The following is a 16,485-nucleotide window of genomic DNA, read 5'->3' on the forward strand; positions in this document are numbered from 1 at the left end:
CCCGTGAAGGCAGCGTTCGCGATGACACCTGGCCTCCAGCACCGGTTCTTCGACGACGGGCTGCTCCAGGAGCTGCGCGATCTGGTCGACATCGAGACCGAAACCGTCCTGGAGACCTTCGACACGCCCACGGCGACCGACGTCGAGCTGCTGGTGACGTCGTGGGGCTGCCCGCCGATCGACGACGCAGCGCTCACCGCGCTCCCCCGGCTGCGCGCGGTCGTCCACGCGGCGGGATCGGTGAAGGCCATCGCCGGCGCCGGGGTCTGGGAGCGTGACCTGCGGATCACCAGCGGCGCCGCGCTCAACGCCCGCCCGGTCGCCGAGTTCGCGTTCGCCGCGGTCGTGTGGGCGGGCAAGAGCGTCCTGCCTCTCGCTGAGCGGTTCTCCCGCCAGCGCCGTGCCACGGACCTGACGACAGACCCGACGATCACGGGGAACTACCGGACCACGGTCGGGGTTCTCGGCGCGTCCGCGACCGGGCGTGCCCTCCTCGCGATGCTCGACCTTCTCGACGTGCACGTCCTGGTCGCCGACCCGACCATCGATGCGGACGCCGCCGAGGCGCTCGGTGCGGAGCTGGTCTCGCTCGACGACCTGTTCAGCCGGTCGGACGTGGTCTCGGTGCACGCACCCCTGCTCCCCGCGACGCACCACCTGGTCGACCGGCGGCTGCTCGCCCTGATGCCCGACGGTGCGACCCTGATCAACACGGCTCGAGGGCCGGTGGTCGACCACGACCCGCTGCGTGCGGAGCTGACCGCCGGCAGGCTCAAGGCGATCCTCGACGTCACCGATCCCGAGCCGCTGCCGGCCGACGACCCTCTGTGGGACCTTCCCAACGTCACGCTGACACCCCACGTGGCCGGTTCCCAGGGTCGGGAGCTGCTGCGGCTGGGACGGGCCGCGGTCGAGGAGGTGCGCGCCTTCGTCGAAGGTCGACCGCCGGTGCGCCCGGTGAGCGCGGCGGCGCTGGAGACCAGCGCGTGAGCCCCCCGGGCACGGCGCTGCGTCCGGGGTTGTGCTCGGTGACCTTGCGCCACCTCCCGGCCGAGGAGGTGATCGCGCTCGCCGCCGCGGCAGGGCTGGAGACGATCGAGTGGGGGGCCGACGTCCATGCTCCCGCTCACTCCCCGGCCGGGTTGGCCACGATCGCCGACGCCTCGCGCCACTACGGCGTGGGCATCGCGTCGTACGGCTCGTACTGGCGTGCCGGCACCTCGTCCCTCGCCGAGGGTGAGGCGGCGCTCCGTGCCGCGGACGCCCTCGGTTGTCACCGGGTGCGCGTATGGGCGGGCGTCGCAGGCTCCGACGTCACGGACGCACCGGTCCGCGAGGCCGTCGTGCGCGACGTCCGCACGCTCGCCGACCGCGCGGCGACGCTCGGACTCGAGATCGCGTTCGAGCACCACGACAGGACCCTCGCCGACACCCCGGCCTCGACGCTCGACCTGCTCGCCGCGGTGGACCGCCCGAACGTGGGCACCTACTGGCAGCCTCGCGTCGGCGAGACCACGGACGTCGCCGTCGCCGGGTTGGAGGCGCTGCTGCCGTACGTCCGCGCCGTGCACGTGTTCTCGTGGTGGCCCGGGATCGCCCGGCTCCCGCTCGCCGACCGGGCGGACCTGTGGACCCGGGTCATGGCTGTCCTCGCGTCGACCGGTCGTGGGCTCGACCTGCTGCTCGAGTTCGTCCCCGACGACGACGCGTCTGTGCTGCCGACGGAGGCGGCGACGCTGCGGGGGTGGATCGACGGCGCCACTGAGGGGCGGGGGCCGGCTCGCTAAGGCGTGCCGCGCGAGCCCGCGAGAAGGGGTGCTGGAGACTCCGGTGACCCGGGCACCTCGCGGCGGGCGGCGGCGAGCTGCATCCGCGCGGCGAGCCAGACGGTCGCGACGACGTGGAGGCCGATCGCCGCGACGTAGACGAGGTCGGGTGACTCGCCGACCGGGAGCGTCGACTGACCGAGGTGCCACCAGGTCGCCACGACGAGGAAGACCTCGGCCGCCTGCCACCACAGGAGGTCGCGCCACACGGGGTGCGCGAGCACGGCGAGCGGGAGGAGCCACAGCGCGTACCCGGGCGCGTACGTCGTGCCGACCAGCAGCAGCGCGGCCAGCAGCACGAACGCGTAGCGCGACGTCTGCGCGACGTCGCCCGACCGCGCGGCGTAGACGAAGGTGAGCGAGGCGGCGAAGGCCGAGACCCCGATGACGACGGCGGCGACGGTCACGGTCGACGGGTCGGCGCCCAGCTCGCGCAGCGCGGCCCAGATCGAGCCGACCCCGTCCTCGCGGTAGAGCCAGCGGCGCAGCACCTCGGTCACCGCGTCGCCCGACGTGGCGACGTACGCGACCAGTCCGCCGACCACGACGGTCGCGACCGCTCCCACGAGCAGCCGACCGGCCGCGCGCGCGTGCCGGAGCAGCGCAGTCGCGACCAGGGAGACGAGGACGACCGCCGGCCACCAGGCGGTGAGCACGGCGACTCCGAGCACCACCCCGGCGGTGCGGGCACGCCCGGCCGTCCACAGCGCGAGGCCGAACGCCACCAAGGCGACGCCGACCATGTCCCAGCCCACCCCGAGGAGGACCGCGACGACCGGCGACGCGGCCAGGGGCATCAGGGCGAGGACCGGGTCCGGCCAGGCCGGCCACGGACGCAGGGTGTCGTGCCGGCGGGACCGGACTGCTGCGCGGGCGAACGCGACCAGGGCGAGCAGGAGGGCGAGGAGCGACCCGAGCGCGACCAGACCCGTGTAGGCGACCGCCTCCCGCCGGACCTCTCGGTCCTGCGCGACGACGGCCGGGTCGTGGGCGGGCCGGGCGTCGACGTCCGGCTGGGTCACCAGCAGGACGACGGATCCTGCGGCGTACTGCAGGAGCCCGATCGGCAACGGCACCGCGTTGACCGGCCAGCGTCCGCCGTCGTCCGACCACGGAAGCACGCCCTCCGCGAGGCCGGTGGACGCGTACTCACCGGGGAGCTCGCTCGCGCACAGGCGCGCGTACGACGCTCCGGCCGGCACCGGGCTCGTCGAGAACCACCGGTGCCCGTCGGCCGCGGCGCACGAGGTCTTGCTGACCAGCCCCAGGGTCCCGACCAGCACCGCCGTCGCGAGGAGCACCCGCAGCGGCGTCCACCACTGGTTGGGGCGGACGCGGCTCCGCGCCGGTCGCGCCACGATCAGTCGCCGGCTACGCCGCCGCCGCCACCGCCACCGTTGCCCGGCCCTCCGCCGTTGCCCGGCCCGCCGGTGTCCTCGGTCGGGGTCGGCTCGGTCGGGAACGTCGGCTCGGTCGGCTCGGTCGGCTCCGTGGGCTCGGTCGGCTCGGTCGGGAACGTCGGCGGCGTGAAGGTCGGGCGGCCCGGCTTGGGCGACTTGCTCGGGCGCTCCTTCTTCGGCTTCTCGGTCTCCGTCGGCTCCGACGTCGGCGGGGTGAAGGTCTTGCCCTTGGTCGACTTGATGTTGGCCGCGGGCGGGAACTCGCCGCAGTCGTCGCCGTCGAGCACCTTGTTCATGAAGGTGCTGAAGGTCTTCGCGGGGTACTGGCCGCCGTAGAAGGTCGGCATGTAGCCGTTGAGGGCCTCGTTGCCGTTCTTGCCGCGGACGTACATCACGGCCGTGGCCAGCTTGGGCGTGAAGCCGACGAACCACGAGCTCGACACGTGCGCGCTGCCGACCTCCTCGCCGTCCTTGACCTTCTGGAAGGTTGCCGTGCCGGTCTTGCCGGCGGTCGGGCACATCGTGCGGGCGTTGGTCCCGCTGCCCGAGCGCACCACGTCCTGCAGCGCCTTGGTCACGTCGGCCGAGACGGCCTCGGAGAAGGCCTGCTTCGGCTTGACCTTGTGACGGAGGAGGTCCTCGCCGCTGCGGTCGACGACGCGCTCGATGACGTACCAGTCGTTCTGCTTGCCCTTGTTGGCGAACGTCGCGTACGCCGCCGCCATGTCGACGTTGGGCACCGGCGCGTAGCCGAGGGAGACGACGGCCACGCTCGGGTCGTACCGCTTCGCGGCCGCGGCGGAGATGCCCGCCTTGCGGGCGGCGTCGATCGTCTTCTGGCCGCCGTCGTCCATGATGTCGTACGTCAGGTCGACGAAGGCGGTGTTGACCGACTCCTGCGTCGCGTACTCGAGGGACACCGGACCGAACGAGCGACCGCCGGAGTCGCCCTGGTTCTCGATCTCGGCGCCACCGTCGAGGCGCAGCGGCGACGAGCCGTTGAGGTTGGTCTTGAGGCTGTAGCCGTCGCTGAGGGCCGCCGCCACCGCGAACGGCTTGAAGGACGAGCCCGGCTGCGACCCGAGCATCGCCCAGTTGAGCTGGCTCTTGAGGTAGTTGGGGCCGCCGTACATCGCGCGGAGCGCGCCGGTCTCGGGGTCGACCGCGGACAGCGCGACGTTGAGCTGCTTGAGGCCCTCGGGCTTCATCTCCTTGACCGACTCGACGGCAGCCTTCTGCGCCTCGTAGTCGAACGTGGTGATGACCTTGAGACCACCGCCGGTGATCTCCGCGTCGCTGTAGCCCTCCTTCTGGAGCTGCTGCTCGGTCACGCGCAGCAGGAAGCCCTTGCTGCCGCCGAAGCGGTTCGACTGCGACTGCTTCTTGACCTTCGGGAGCGCGGCGGAGTAGGCGGCGTACTCGTCGGCGGTGATCGCGCCGGACTTCTCCATGCCGTCCAGGACGTAGGTGTAGCGCGACATCAGACGGTCGTGGTCACCGTCGTCGTACGGGTCGAAGGCGCTGGGGTTGTTGATCACCGAGGCGAGCATCGCCGCCTCCGGGACGGTGAGCTTGGCCGCCTTGTGGCCGAAGTAGGTCTGCGACGCCGCCTCGACGCCGTACGCCCCGTTGCCGAAGTAGATCGTGTTGAGGTAACCCTCGAGGATCTCCTCCTTCGACATCTGGTTGTGCACCTTGATCGAGAGGAACGCCTCCTTGGCCTTGCGGCTCCAGGTGCGCTCCTGCGTCAGGTAGAGGACCTTGACGTACTGCTGGGTGATCGTCGAACCACCTGAGGTCGACTCCGAGGTCGCGTTGTCGCGCAGGGCGCGGGCGATGCCCTTGAAGTCCAGGCCCTGGTTCGTGTAGAAGCTGCGGTCCTCCGCCGCGATGACGGCCGACTTGATCGTCTCCGGCATCTCCTCGAAGTCGATCGAGGTGCGGTTCTGGGTCTGGAAGTCGCCGATCTTGTGCTTGCCGTCGGAGTAGTAGACCTTCGTGGTCTGCGTGAGGAACTCCGCGTTCGCGTCGGGGATGGACACCGCGCGGTAGGCGAAGAAGAGGCCGGCGACACCGAGCACGAACAGCACGACGCCGGTGATGAGGCCCCACTTGACGACGCGGCGCCAGAGCGGCTTGCGGGGCTTGTCGCCCTTGCCTGGCTTCTCGGCCTTGCGGGAACGGGAACCGCCCGCCGAGGAATCAGCCTTGCGCGTGGCCTTCCTCGAGCGTGGGGTCACGGGTCCGCCGTGCGACTGGTCCGCCACGCGTCGTACTCCTCTGGTCTTGCTGCCGGGGGGAGCCGGCCCGGTGGACGGGCAGGCCTGCAGGGCCGTGTACGAGACACGACCTATCGAGCAAGTGTGCCGAATCCGGAGGTCGATCCAAAACCCCACCACCGAGAAGTGGCGTAGTTGACAACGTTTCGATGTATCGCAACGATATATCCAGTCGGCAGGCTGACCCGCTCGTCGACGAGAACGTGAAGGGGGTCGTCGTGGCCAGGCGCGGTGCTGCACTCGAGTTCGCCGTGCTCGGGCTGCTCCACGACACGCCCATGCACGGCTACGAGCTGCGCAAGGAGCTCAACGCCCTGCTGGGCTGGTCGCGGGTGCTGTCCTACGGCACGCTCTACCCCTGCCTGAAGGCGCTCGGCAAGAAGGGCTACATCGTCGCGGACGAGCCCGCCGACACGCCGGCGGCCCGGGGACGACGGGGCAAGATCGTCTACCGGCTCACCGCCGAGGGCAAGGAGCACTTCGCCGACCTGCTGGCGGCTCCCGGCCCCTCGTCCTGGGAGGACGAGAACTTCGGCATCCACTTCGCGTTCTTCTCGCACACGGACTCCCGGACTCGTGTGCGCATCCTCGAGGGACGACGGAGTCGCCTCGAGGAGCGGCTCGAGCGTGTCCGCACCGCGGCGCAGAAGCGTCGCGAGCGCCTGGACGCCTACACGTTGGAGCTGCAGCGCCACGGCCTGGAGTCGGTCGAGCGCGAGGTGCGCTGGCTGACAGGGCTGATCGACGCGGAGCGTTCCGGACGACAGCCGGGCGACGACCCGCAGGGACAGGCGAACACCAACAACCCACCCCACCAGGGTGGATAGGACGAGAGACGGGGTCGCGTGACCCCGAGGAGGAGGAACCCCATGGGTTCGGTACGCGTAGCGATCGTGGGTGTCGGCAACTGCGCCACGTCTCTGATCCAGGGCGTCGAGTACTACAAGGACGCGGACCCCGAGGGCACCGTGCCCGGTCTCATGCACGTCCAGTTCGGTGACTACCACGTGAAGGACGTCGAGTTCGTCGCCGCGTTCGACGTCGACGCCAAGAAGGTCGGGTTCGACCTCGCCGAGGCCACGCAGGCCAGCGAGAACAACACGATCAAGATCTGCGACGTCCCGCCGCTCGGCGTGACGGTGCAGCGCGGCCACACGCTCGACGGCCTCGGCAAGTACTACCTCGAGACCATCGAGCAGTCGGACGCCGAGCCGGTCGACGTCGTGCAGGTCCTCAAGGACACCGGGGCCGACGTGCTCGTGTCCTACCTGCCGGTGGGCTCGGAGCAGGCGGACAAGTTCTACGCGCAGTGCGCGATCGACGCCGGCGTGGCGTTCGTCAACGCGCTGCCCGTCTTCATCGCCTCCGACCCCGAGTGGGCCAAGAAGTTCGAGGACGCCGGTGTCCCGATCGTCGGCGACGACATCAAGAGCCAGGTCGGCGCCACCATCACCCACCGCGTGATGGCCAAGCTGTTCGAGGACCGGGGCGTCACGCTCGACCGGACCTACCAGCTCAACGTCGGCGGCAACATGGACTTCAAGAACATGCTCGAGCGCGACCGCCTCGAGTCCAAGAAGGTCTCGAAGACCCAGGCCGTCACGTCGAACCTCAACGGTCCGCTCGCGGGCAAGATCGAGGACAAGAACGTCCACATCGGCCCGTCGGACTACGTCCAGTGGCTCGACGACCGCAAGTGGGCGTACGTCCGTCTCGAGGGCCGCGCGTTCGGCGACGTCCCCCTCAACCTGGAGTACAAGCTCGAGGTCTGGGACTCCCCGAACTCGGCCGGCATCATCATCGACGCCATCCGTGCGGCCAAGATCGCCAAGGACCGCGGCATCGGCGGCGCGCTGATCTCGGCGTCGTCGTACCTGATGAAGTCCCCGCCGGTGCAGCGCCCTGACGAGCTGGGCCGGGCCAAGCTCGAGGCGTTCATCGCAGGTGACGAGGAGCGCTGACCCAGCACCCCGTCTTCACGACGCCCCGCCGACACCCGTCGGCGGGGCGTCGTGCGTACCGGGCGCGTTGGTCCAAGCACCGCTACGTTGTTGCTGCCACTCTCTCGGGACCCACCGACGTGGAGGACAACGATGAGCACGAGCAACGAGACCGCCGGGCGGCGCTCCGCGAAGGCGCTGGGCATCCTCGTCGCCATCGCCGGCGTGGTGATGGTCATCGCCGGCGCGACGACGTACGTCATCGTCAGCCAGACCCTGGCCGACGAGAAGATCGTGGTCTCCGACGACGCGCGCTTCGCCGCCGGAGACGACGTCAACGGACCCTGGTCGGCCTACTGGCAGGCCGACATCATCAAGAAGCACGCCGAGGAGGCCGCGGACGGCAACACGTACGCCGAGCTTCCGCAGGACGACCCGCGTCGCGACGTCGTGATGAACGCGTCGTTCCTCCGGGCGTCGCTGTTCACCTCGGTCGTCGCGTTCGGGGTGGCCGCCCTCGTGGTCGGCCTCGGCATCGTCTGCCTGCTGATCGGGTGGGCGCTGATCCGTCTCTCACCGCGCCGTGGGACCACCACGGCGGAGACGGAGCCCGCTCCGGCCGGGACCGTCTAGCCGACCTGCGTCCGCGCCGCGGGGCGCGGTTGCGATAGTGACCCGGTGCGCACGACGCTGTGGACCCGGGGCTTCGTCAGGCTGCTCGGCGTCCGGCTCGTCGCGCAGCTCGGTGACGGCTTCTTCCAGGCCGGGCTCGCGTGGCTCGTGCTGCTCTCCCCCGAGGCGCAGCGCTCGCCCGGCCGCTTCGTGCTGGTCCTCGTCCTCGTGCTGCTGCCGTTCAGCGCCCTCGCCCCGTTCGTGTCCCTGGTGCTCGACCGGTGGCCGCGGCGCACGATCCTCGTGGTCGCCCAGTCGGTCCGTGCCGTCGTGGTCGCCGCCGTCGGCGCGATCGCCCTGGCGACCTCGGAGTCGGCGGGCTGGCCCGTGTACGTCCTGGTGCTCGTCGCGCTGGGCCTCGCCCGTCTCGTCCTCGCCGGGCTGTCGGCGAGCGTGACCCACGTGGTGCCCGCGGGCCGCCTGGTCGACGCGAACACCGCAAGCCCGACCGCAGGCGCCGTGGCGCACGCCCTCGGTGTCGGGACCGGTGCGCTCGTGCTCGCCTCCGGCGGGCGGTCCCCGGTGATCCTCGCCGCCGCCGCGCTCGCGTGCGTGGTCTCCGCCCTCCTCGCGCGCGGCTTCTCCCGTGACACCCTGGGGCCGGATGCCGGGACCCGTCCGCCCCACGCCCTCGACGTCGTCCGGGACCTGTGGGCGGCCCTCGTCCACCTCAGCGCGCGTCGGCGGGTGGCAGGGGCGCTGCTCGCGTTCGGAGGGCTGCGCGTCGCCTACGGCGCCTTCACGCTGCTGGCGTTCGCCGCGACGGCCGGGGTGGACGACGACGCGGGCGCCGCGGTCGTCGCCAGCGGCGTCGCCGTGGGTTTCGTCGTCGGCACGGTCGCGACGCCGTGGGCCGCGCGGCGCCTCACGGTCCGGCGCTGGGCGCGCTGGACGGGCGTCGGCGGCGCCCTGCTCGTCGCCGTGGCCGCGCTCGGCGGCGGGTCCGTCGGTGCCTGGTGGGTGCAGGCGTTCGCGTTCGGGGCCGTCCACCAGGTCTGGAAGATCCGCACCGACACCACGGTGCAGCGCGGCGTCGACGAGGCCTACCTCGGACGCACCTTCGTCTTGTACGACGTCCTCAACAACGTGGCGTACGTCGCCGGCGCCGCCGCTGCCCTCGTGCTGGTCTGACGCGAGCCGGGTCAGGAGACGCGGTCGCCGGAGGCCACGTACTCCCAGTGCCATGGTTCCGGGCGCGAGCCGCCGGGTCGGGCCCACGACGGGAGCGCCCACCCGTACTCCGGGGCGTGGGCGTCCATCCAGTCCCACGCGCTCGACCCCGCGACGCCGTCGCTGGCGGTGCAGAGGTCGAGCGCGAGCCCGAGGCCGTGGTTGCTGGTGCCCGGGGGCGCGACCATGCCTGGGTTCGCGGCGTGCATCTTGGCCTGCTGCGCGTAGCTGCGGTAGCCGTTGTTCACGCACGGGTAGCGGCCGAACGCCTCCTTGAAGCCCTCCTGGAGGCTCGCCCATGCCTCGGCCGCGTCCGCCCGGAGCTCGATCCCCGAACCCGGGATCGCGCACAGCGCCGAGGCGGGCAGTCGTCCGTTGGGACCGGAAGGCTGGTCGCCGCCCGAGTCGCAGTCGGCGAGGATCTTCATCCGCTCGGCCACGGCACGGCCGGCGGCGGTGAGGCTGCGGCTGGTCCGGAGCTGGGAGTCCTCCGCCCTCGTCCGCCGCTCGGACTCCGCCGTGACGGCTCGGGCGAGCGCGGCAGCCTCCGCGGCCGCCTGCCGCTCCTGCTGGACGTGGCGTACGACGGGCACCGCGCCGGCGACCACGGCGACGAGGACGAGGGTCAGGGCGATCCTGCGGAGCCGAGGACGTCGGGGACGGCGAGGAGTGTCGCGAGCGGTGGCGCGCGAGGACTTGGGAGCTCGGGCCGGCTTCTTCGTGGCGCGGCGCCCACCCGGCGGTGTGGGCCGGCGTCCAGGCACGACGACGTCCGTGCCGGCGTGCGGGGTCGCAGTCTCGGCACGGGTCGGAGCAGCATGCCGTCCGGCCACCGTGGTCCTCTCGCGTGTCCCCCGCGGACGTCACGATAGCGACGCCGTGTCCCGTTCGGCCACGACTCGGTCGGCTTGGGTCACGATCCGCGTCCTCGGCTTGCGTCGCGCGCACCCGCCCGGGAGGGTCGTGGCGTGGGAAGAACGACGCGTTTCGTCACGTGGACCGGTGCTGAGGACGACCCCGACCGCCTCGAGTCGGCGACGCTCGTGCTCGACACCGACCGGCTCGCCGCACGCGGGACCTCGCGCGCGGAGTCGTACGTCGCCGCGTGGTCGCTGCTGACCGACCGGGACTGGGTGACGCGGCGGCTCGACGTGAGCGTGCACGGAGAGGGGTGGTTGCGCGCGCTGACGCTCGAGCGGGCCGACGGCATCTGGACGAGCACGTCGGCGCGGCACGGCGCCGGCGGCCCGGCCGCCGCCCCGGGACTCGGCGACCCCGACTCGGTCGCGGGCGCGCTCGACTGCGACATCGCGCTCTGCCCGGTGACCAACACGATGCCGGTGCTGCGCCACGGTCTCCTGGCCCGCAGCGGCGGCGAGGAGGTCCCGCACGTCATGGCGTGGGTGGACCTGCCGTCGCTCACCGTGACCCGCAGCGTGCAGCGCTACAGCGCCGTGAGCGCGTACGACGAGGAGCGCGGCCACGCGGTCGTCCGCTACGCGAGCGAGAGCCGCGACTTCGTCGGCGACCTCACCGTCGACGCCGACGGAGTGGTGATCGACTACCCGCAGCTCGCGTACCGGGCGACGGTCGCGTCGGCGCGACCCTAGGCCTTCTCGCCGTCGCGCGCGGCCCACCACGACAGCAGCGCCTCGCGGGCGACGTCCTCTCCGAGCGGTCCGCGGTCGAGGCGCAGGTCGAGGAGGAACCGGTACGCGTCGCCGACCACCTTGCCCGGGCCGATGCCGAGGATCTCCATGATCTGGTTGCCGTCGAGGTCCGGGCGGATCTTGTCGAGCTCCTCCGCCTCCGCGAGCTGGGCGATGCGCTGCTCGAGGTCGTCGTACGTGCGCTGGAGCCGCTCCGCCTTGCGCCGGTTGCGGGTCGTCGAGTCCGCCCGCGTGAGGACGTGCAGGCGCTGCAGCTGGGCACCGGCGTCGCGGACGTAGCGCCGTACGGCGGAGTCGGTCCACTCCCCGGTGCCGTAGCCGTGGAACCGCAGGTGCAGCTCGACCAGCCGCGAGACCTCGTCGACGACGTCGTTGGAGTAGCGCAGCGCGCGCAGCCGCTTGCGGGCGAGCTTGGCGCCGACGACGTCGTGGTGGTGGAACGTCACGGTGCCGTCATCGAGGAAGCGGCGGGTGCGCGGCTTGCCGATGTCGTGCAGCAGCGCGGCGAGCCGGGTCACAAGGTCGGGTCCCCCGCCGGGGAGCCGCTCCTCGAGCGCGATCGCCTGCTCGAGCACCGTCAGCGAGTGGTCGTAGACGTCCTTGTGCCGGTGGTGCTCGTCACGCTCGAGCCGCAGGGCGGGGAGCTCGGGCAGCACGTACGCCGCGATCCCGGTGTCGACCAGGAGTGTCAGGCCCGGGCGGGGGTGCGCACCGAGCAGCGTCTTGTCGAGCTCGTCGCGGACCCGCTCGGCCGACACGATCGTGATCCGCTCGGCCATCGCCGTCATCGCCTCGACCACCTCGCCGACCGGCGTGAAGCCGAGCTGCGACACGAACCGTGCGGCACGCATCATCCGCAGCGGGTCGTCGTCGAACGACTGCGTCGCCGCCACCGGCGTCCGCAGCAGCTGGGCCTCGATGTCGGCGAGCCCGCCGAACGGGTCGACGAAGGTGTCGGTGCCGAGCAGGTACGCCATCGCGTTCACGGTGAAGTCCCGCCGCGAGAGGTCGCCCTCCAGGGAGTCGCCGTACTTCACCTGCGGCTTGCGTGAGGTCGGGTCGTACTGCTCGTCCCGGTAGGTCGTGATCTCCACCTGCAGGTCGCCCTTGCGCGCGGCCAGCGTCCCGTACTCGCGCCCGACGTCCCACGTGGTGTCCGCCCACCCGTCGAGCAGGCCCTCGACGACCTCCGGGCGCGCCGAGGTCGTGAAGTCCCAGTCGTGGGAGGGTCGACCCAGGACTGCGTCGCGGACCGGGCCACCCACGAGTGCCAGGGTGTGGCCCGACGCGGCGAAGCGCGCCGCCAGCTCGCCGATCGCCGGAGCGGTCCCGAGAAGGTCGGTGAGAGCGGCGCCGGGATCGCGCAACGTGGGGGAAGGGGAGGCGGTGGCCATGACCCACCACTCTACGTGGGGGACGTCGGTGGTGTGACTGCTCGCTCTAGCATTGCCCCGATGACACGCGCCGACGACCGACCCTCCCGTCCCGCGCGCCCAGGTGGGGCGCGCGCGGTGGTCGCGACCGTGCTCACCGCCGTGCTGGCGGCGTTGTTCCCCGTCCTCGGAGGCGCTCCGGCCCAGGCTGCCGACGCCGACCGGCTCGCGGTCACGATCGACGCGCTCACCCCCACGGCCCTGACGTCCGGCGACACGCTGACGATCACCGGCCGGATCTCCAACCCCTCGTCGGAGTCGTGGAGCCGCCTTCGCGTGCACCTCGTGATGCCGTCGACGCCGATCACCGACCCGGCCGCCGTCGACGAGGCGTTGGCGGACCCGACCCCCGCGGTCACCGGCACACGACTCACGTCGGGGTCCGCCGTGGTCGCGGCGGGCGACCTCGCCCCGGGCGACACGACGACCTTCGAGCTGCGGGTCCCGTTCCCGGAGCTGCGGGTGACCACCTCCGGTGCGTACCCGGTCGGCGTCCACGTCCTCGCCACGGGCGAGGACGGCGCCCGTTCCGGCGACGCGGTCGGACGAGCGCACAGCGTCGTCCCGTACGTCGACGACGCGACGCGGCCGTCGCAGGTCTCGGTGGTGTGGCCGTTCATCGCCCCCGTGCAGCGCGACGAGCGCAACCGCTACATCGACACCACCGCGCTGGTGCAGTCGGTGTCCCCGGGCGGGCGCCTGCGCCGGCTGCTGGACCTCGCGCGCTCGGACGACTCCTCACCCAGCACCGTCCTGGTCGACCCGGCGCTGCTCGACGCGTTGCGCGACATCGCCAACGACTCGTACGGACCGAACCGCACCGACGGCCCAGGAGGCAGCGCGCAGTTCCTCCCTGACGAGGTCCCGCCCGACGAGAGCGAGGCCGCCCAACGCGTGCGCCTCTTCCTCAGCGAGCTCGTCACCTACGCGCAGCGCCACTCCGTCTGGGCCCTCTCGTACGGACGTCCCGACTCGTTCGCGATCACCCGGCCGGCCGCCGGCGACAACGGCGCCACCGTCGTGGAGGCCGCGAACACCGCGACCGAGGCGACCCTCGCCCAGTTCGGGCTGAACGCGCGCATCGTCACCTGGCCGCCGAGCGGTCTCACCAACGCCACCCGCCTCGACGGCTCGCGTGAGCTCGGCGCGACCGCGGGCCTCGTCTCTCCCGAGGTTCTCGCCGGATGGTCCCCCGTCGACAGCACCGCGGTGCGCACCACGATCTCCGGCACGCCGATGGACCTCGTCGTGCTCGACCCGACGCTCTCCGACGACGACAGCGCGACCAGCCCCACCCTGGCCGTGCGCCAGCGCGTCGCGACGCGGGCAGCGCTCGGCGCGCTCGGGCACGCGTCCCGCCACGTCGTCCTGGTGCCCGGCGCCGCGTTCGACCCGGGGAGCGAGTGGGCGCGCGCCCAGTTCCACGACCTGTTCGAGCCCGCATGGGTACGCCCGACCGCTGCCGACGCGCAGGTCGGCGCGAACGCCCCCGCATGGGAGGGCCGCGTCCGGCTCCCTCCGAAGGCGAACCAGCGAGCCATCTCCCAGGCGCAGGTCGCGGCGGCCGCCACGATCGTGGAGACGGGCGGCGTCGTCAGCGAGCTCCTCGGCGACGACGTACGCCGTGACGTCTTCTACGCCCAGAGCGCCTCCCTCGCGGTGTCGCAGGACTGGCGGTCGGCACGCACCCGCGGCGTGCAGCACGCCGAGTCGCAGGCCGAGGCCGTCGAGAGGATCCTCGACCGCGTGAGCGTCTCCGCGTCGTCGTTCGTCACGCTGTCCGGCTCGTCGGGACGCTTCCCGATCACGATCACGAACGGGCTCTCCTCCCCGGTCACGGTCGGCGTACGGTTCACAGCCGACCACGCGGACGCGCGGATCGAGGACATCGCACCCCAGCAGATCAGCGCGGGCCAGAGCGTCACGCTGACCGTGACCGCCGACGTCGGTCAGGCCACCACGACCACGTTCGACGCGTCCCTGGTGACCGCGCAAGGCTCCACGCTCGGTGACGACGCGCGCTTCACCGTGCGCTCGAGCGTCGTGGGGCGGGTGATCTGGGTGTTCCTCGCCCTGGCGATGCTCCTCGTGGTCGTCGCGGTCGTACGCCGCGTCGTGAAGGGGCGCAAGGTCGAGACGCTCGACGACGAGCCGCTCGGCTCCCCTCGGAATCCCGCGCCGGCGGAGACGGCACCTGCCCCGCCGGCGGAGACGGCGCCGGCAGAGCCGGCACCGGCGGAGACGCCCTCGCGCGCGGCACAGGAGCCCGACGCATGAGCAAGCACCGCCGGTCGCGCCGGGAGGCCCGCCGGGTCACCCCCGCCGCCCGGGCGACCGCCGTCGAGGCGCCGCTCGCCTCGGAAGCCGTGGACGCCGTCGACGAGGTCGACCAGACCAGCGAGGCGGTCGCGGAGGCCGTACGCCGGACGTCGACGGGGCTGCTCTCCGCCAGCGTCCTCATGGCGGCCGGCACGCTCGTGTCCCGCCTGTCCGGATTCGTCCGCTCTGCCCTGATCTTCGCGGCGATCGGCGCCAGCCTCAACGCGGACATCTTCACCGGCGCCAACACGATCCCCAACGCCCTCTACATCCTGCTCGCGGGCGGCATCTTCAACGTCGTGCTCGTCCCCCAGCTCGTCCGGGCGATGAAGAACGACGTCGACGGCGGGGAGGCGTACGCCCAGCGCATCGTCACCCTGGGCCTGCTCGTCCTCGGCATCTCGACAGTCGTGCTGGTGATCTTCGCGCCGCTGCTCGTGCGGCTCGTCTTCGACAGCATGCTGTTCGACCCGGGCAACGAGGACGCGCTGTCCTCGGCGTACGCGCTCATGCGGTACTGCCTGCCGCAGATCTTCTTCTACGGCGCGTTCGTGCTCGCCGGGCAGATCCTGAACTCGCGCGGGCGGTTCGGGCCGATGATGTGGGCGCCGATCGCCAACAACGTCATCTCGTGCGCAGTCCTCGTCACGTACATCGCCGTGTACGGGAGCAGCAACGGCTCCGACGGCTTCACGAACGGCGAGGAGCTGCTGCTGGGCGTCGGGTCGACCGTCGGCATCGCGGTCCAGGCGCTGATCCTGGTCCCGTACCTGAAGGCCGCCGGCTTCCACTACCGCCCGCGCTTCGACTTCCGCGGGGTCGGGCTCGGTCACACGCTCAGGCTCGGCGCGTGGACGTTGGCGTTCATCCTCGTCAACCAGGTGATGTACGTCGTCGTCACCCGGATCGGGACCAGCGCCGGCCTGCTCGCGATCGCGAACGGCGAGCCCGACCCGGCCGGCACCACCGTCTACGCCAGCGCGTTCCTCATCACCCAGGTCCCTCACGGCGTCATCACGGTGTCGCTCGTGACCGCGACCATGCCCCTGATCTCCCGGCTCGCGGCCGAGGGCGACTTCCCCGCGATGCGCGCCGAGATCCGCAGCAACATCCGCCTGGTCCTGTCGCTGATCGCCCCGATCGCGGTCGCGGTGTTCGCGCTCTCGACACCGCTCGGCACGGTGGTCGCGTCGTGGGGCGCGATGGCGGGCAACACCGACACGGTCTCCGCGACGATCGCGTCGTTCGCCCCGGCGATCATCTTCTTCTCGCTGCACTACATGAGCCTGCGCGGCTTCTACGCGCTCGAGGACACCAGGACACCCTTCTTCCTCCAGATCGTCCTCGCGACCGTCAACATCGGTCTCGCGCTCTCGCTGGCGTCGCAGGTCACCCCGAACGCGATCTCCTCGGTGCTCGCCCTCGCGTACGGCGCCGCGTACCTCGTCGGCTCGCTGCTCGCGATCACGGTCCTGTCCTTCCGGATCGGACCGGTCGTCGACTGGAGCGCCTTGGGCTTCCTCGTGCGGCTGGTCACCGCATGCCTGCTCGCCGGTGCGGCGATGCTGGCCTGCGGGGTGTTCCTCTCCGAGCCGCTCGGCCTCGACGGCGACGGCAAGGTCGCCGCGCTGCTGTCTCTCGTGGTCTTCGGCGGAGTCGGCGCCGTGACCTACCTCGTCGCGGCGTGGTTGCTGCGGCTCACGGAGGTCACCTCGGTGGTCCGGACGGTTCTGCGTCGGTGAGCGACGGGCGGCTCCTCCGCCCGGATAGCATGAG

13 protein-coding genes are annotated in these 16,485 nt (G+C 71.9%); 9 read left to right on the plus strand and 4 right to left on the minus strand.

What is annotated here, in order from left to right; translation table 11 throughout:
• Nucleotides 1–3 precede the first annotated feature (3 nt).
• Nucleotides 4–990, plus strand: a complete 987-nt coding sequence (locus ACQSSQ_RS16345; protein WP_431328177.1) for a hydroxyacid dehydrogenase — start codon at nucleotides 4–6, stop codon at nucleotides 988–990.
• On the plus strand, nucleotides 987–1,787 hold the full coding sequence (locus ACQSSQ_RS16350) for a sugar phosphate isomerase/epimerase family protein (RefSeq protein ID WP_431328178.1): 801 nt from the start codon (nucleotides 987–989) through the stop codon (nucleotides 1,785–1,787). The genes ACQSSQ_RS16345 and ACQSSQ_RS16350 overlap by 4 nt, the downstream gene beginning before the upstream one ends.
• Here the strand turns inward: ACQSSQ_RS16350 and ACQSSQ_RS16355 are convergent.
• On the minus strand, nucleotides 1,784–3,184 hold the full coding sequence (locus ACQSSQ_RS16355; RefSeq protein WP_431328179.1) for a hypothetical protein: 1,401 nt from the start codon (nucleotides 3,182–3,184) through the stop codon (nucleotides 1,784–1,786). The genes ACQSSQ_RS16350 and ACQSSQ_RS16355 overlap by 4 nt on opposite strands.
• Nucleotides 3,185–3,186: 2 nt before the next feature.
• Nucleotides 3,187–5,493, minus strand: a complete 2,307-nt coding sequence (locus ACQSSQ_RS16360; protein ID WP_431328180.1) for a transglycosylase domain-containing protein — start codon at nucleotides 5,491–5,493, stop codon at nucleotides 3,187–3,189.
• Between the two features lie 230 nt (nucleotides 5,494–5,723).
• Here ACQSSQ_RS16360 and ACQSSQ_RS16365 point away from each other — a divergent pair, with 230 nt between their 5' ends.
• From ACQSSQ_RS16365 to ACQSSQ_RS16380, 4 genes are all read left to right on the plus strand, one after another.
• Nucleotides 5,724–6,332, plus strand: coding sequence for a PadR family transcriptional regulator (locus ACQSSQ_RS16365; protein WP_431328181.1), 609 nt, complete (start codon nucleotides 5,724–5,726; stop codon nucleotides 6,330–6,332).
• 42 nt (nucleotides 6,333–6,374) lie between these two features.
• A complete protein-coding gene (locus ACQSSQ_RS16370) occupies nucleotides 6,375–7,466 on the plus strand; it encodes an inositol-3-phosphate synthase (protein ID WP_431328182.1) in 1,092 nt (363 codons plus the stop codon).
• A gap of 132 nt (nucleotides 7,467–7,598) precedes the next feature.
• Nucleotides 7,599–8,078 (plus strand): aromatic ring-opening dioxygenase LigA, encoded by a 480-nt coding sequence (locus tag ACQSSQ_RS16375; protein ID WP_431328183.1) that lies wholly within the window; start codon nucleotides 7,599–7,601, stop codon nucleotides 8,076–8,078.
• A gap of 45 nt (nucleotides 8,079–8,123) precedes the next feature.
• Nucleotides 8,124–9,248: an MFS transporter gene (locus tag ACQSSQ_RS16380; protein WP_431328184.1), complete on the plus strand. Its 1,125-nt coding sequence runs from the start codon at nucleotides 8,124–8,126 to the stop codon at nucleotides 9,246–9,248.
• Nucleotides 9,249–9,259: 11 nt separating this feature from the next.
• On the opposite strand, the gene ACQSSQ_RS16385 is transcribed toward ACQSSQ_RS16380, so the two are convergent.
• A complete protein-coding gene (locus tag ACQSSQ_RS16385) occupies nucleotides 9,260–10,120 on the minus strand; it encodes a M15 family metallopeptidase (RefSeq protein ID WP_431328185.1) in 861 nt (286 codons plus the stop codon).
• Nucleotides 10,121–10,255: 135 nt separating this feature from the next.
• On the opposite strand from ACQSSQ_RS16385, the gene ACQSSQ_RS16390 reads away from it, so the two are divergent.
• Nucleotides 10,256–10,897, plus strand: a complete 642-nt coding sequence (locus ACQSSQ_RS16390) for a putative glycolipid-binding domain-containing protein (protein ID WP_431328186.1) — start codon at nucleotides 10,256–10,258, stop codon at nucleotides 10,895–10,897.
• Here ACQSSQ_RS16390 and ACQSSQ_RS16395 read toward each other — a convergent pair.
• A complete protein-coding gene (locus ACQSSQ_RS16395; RefSeq protein ID WP_431328187.1) occupies nucleotides 10,894–12,351 on the minus strand; it encodes a CCA tRNA nucleotidyltransferase in 1,458 nt (485 codons plus the stop codon). The genes ACQSSQ_RS16390 and ACQSSQ_RS16395 overlap by 4 nt on opposite strands.
• Before the next feature lie 60 nt (nucleotides 12,352–12,411).
• Between ACQSSQ_RS16395 and ACQSSQ_RS16400 the strand changes: the two genes are divergently transcribed.
• Both ACQSSQ_RS16400 and murJ read left to right on the plus strand, forming a co-directional pair.
• Nucleotides 12,412–14,667 carry a DUF6049 family protein gene (locus ACQSSQ_RS16400; RefSeq protein WP_431328188.1) on the plus strand — a complete coding sequence of 752 codons (2,256 nt, stop codon included), beginning with the start codon at nucleotides 12,412–12,414 and terminating at the stop codon, nucleotides 14,665–14,667.
• Nucleotides 14,664–16,451: a murein biosynthesis integral membrane protein MurJ gene (gene murJ / locus ACQSSQ_RS16405; protein WP_431328189.1), complete on the plus strand. Its 1,788-nt coding sequence runs from the start codon at nucleotides 14,664–14,666 to the stop codon at nucleotides 16,449–16,451. The genes ACQSSQ_RS16400 and murJ overlap by 4 nt, the downstream gene beginning before the upstream one ends.
• The last annotated feature ends 34 nt before the right edge of the window (nucleotides 16,452–16,485 follow it).

The sequence above is a fragment of the Mumia spirodelae genome, from assembly GCF_050632745.1.
Classification (GTDB): domain Bacteria; phylum Actinomycetota; class Actinomycetes; order Propionibacteriales; family Nocardioidaceae; genus Mumia.

What these genes read in the sequence shown, in the direction of transcription:
- ACQSSQ_RS16370 (WP_431328182.1), top strand. Translation starts at nt 6,375, where the DNA reads ATGGGTTCGGTACGCGTAGCGATCGTGGGTGTCGGCAACTGCGCCACG.
- ACQSSQ_RS16400 (WP_431328188.1), top strand. Translation starts at nt 12,412, where the DNA reads ATGACACGCGCCGACGACCGACCCTCCCGTCCCGCGCGCCCAGGTGGG.
- murJ (WP_431328189.1), top strand. Translation starts at nt 14,664, where the DNA reads ATGAGCAAGCACCGCCGGTCGCGCCGGGAGGCCCGCCGGGTCACCCCC.
- ACQSSQ_RS16395 (WP_431328187.1), bottom strand. Translation starts at nt 12,351, where the DNA reads ATGGCCACCGCCTCCCCTTCCCCCACGTTGCGCGATCCCGGCGCCGCT.
- ACQSSQ_RS16375 (WP_431328183.1), top strand. Translation starts at nt 7,599, where the DNA reads ATGAGCACGAGCAACGAGACCGCCGGGCGGCGCTCCGCGAAGGCGCTG.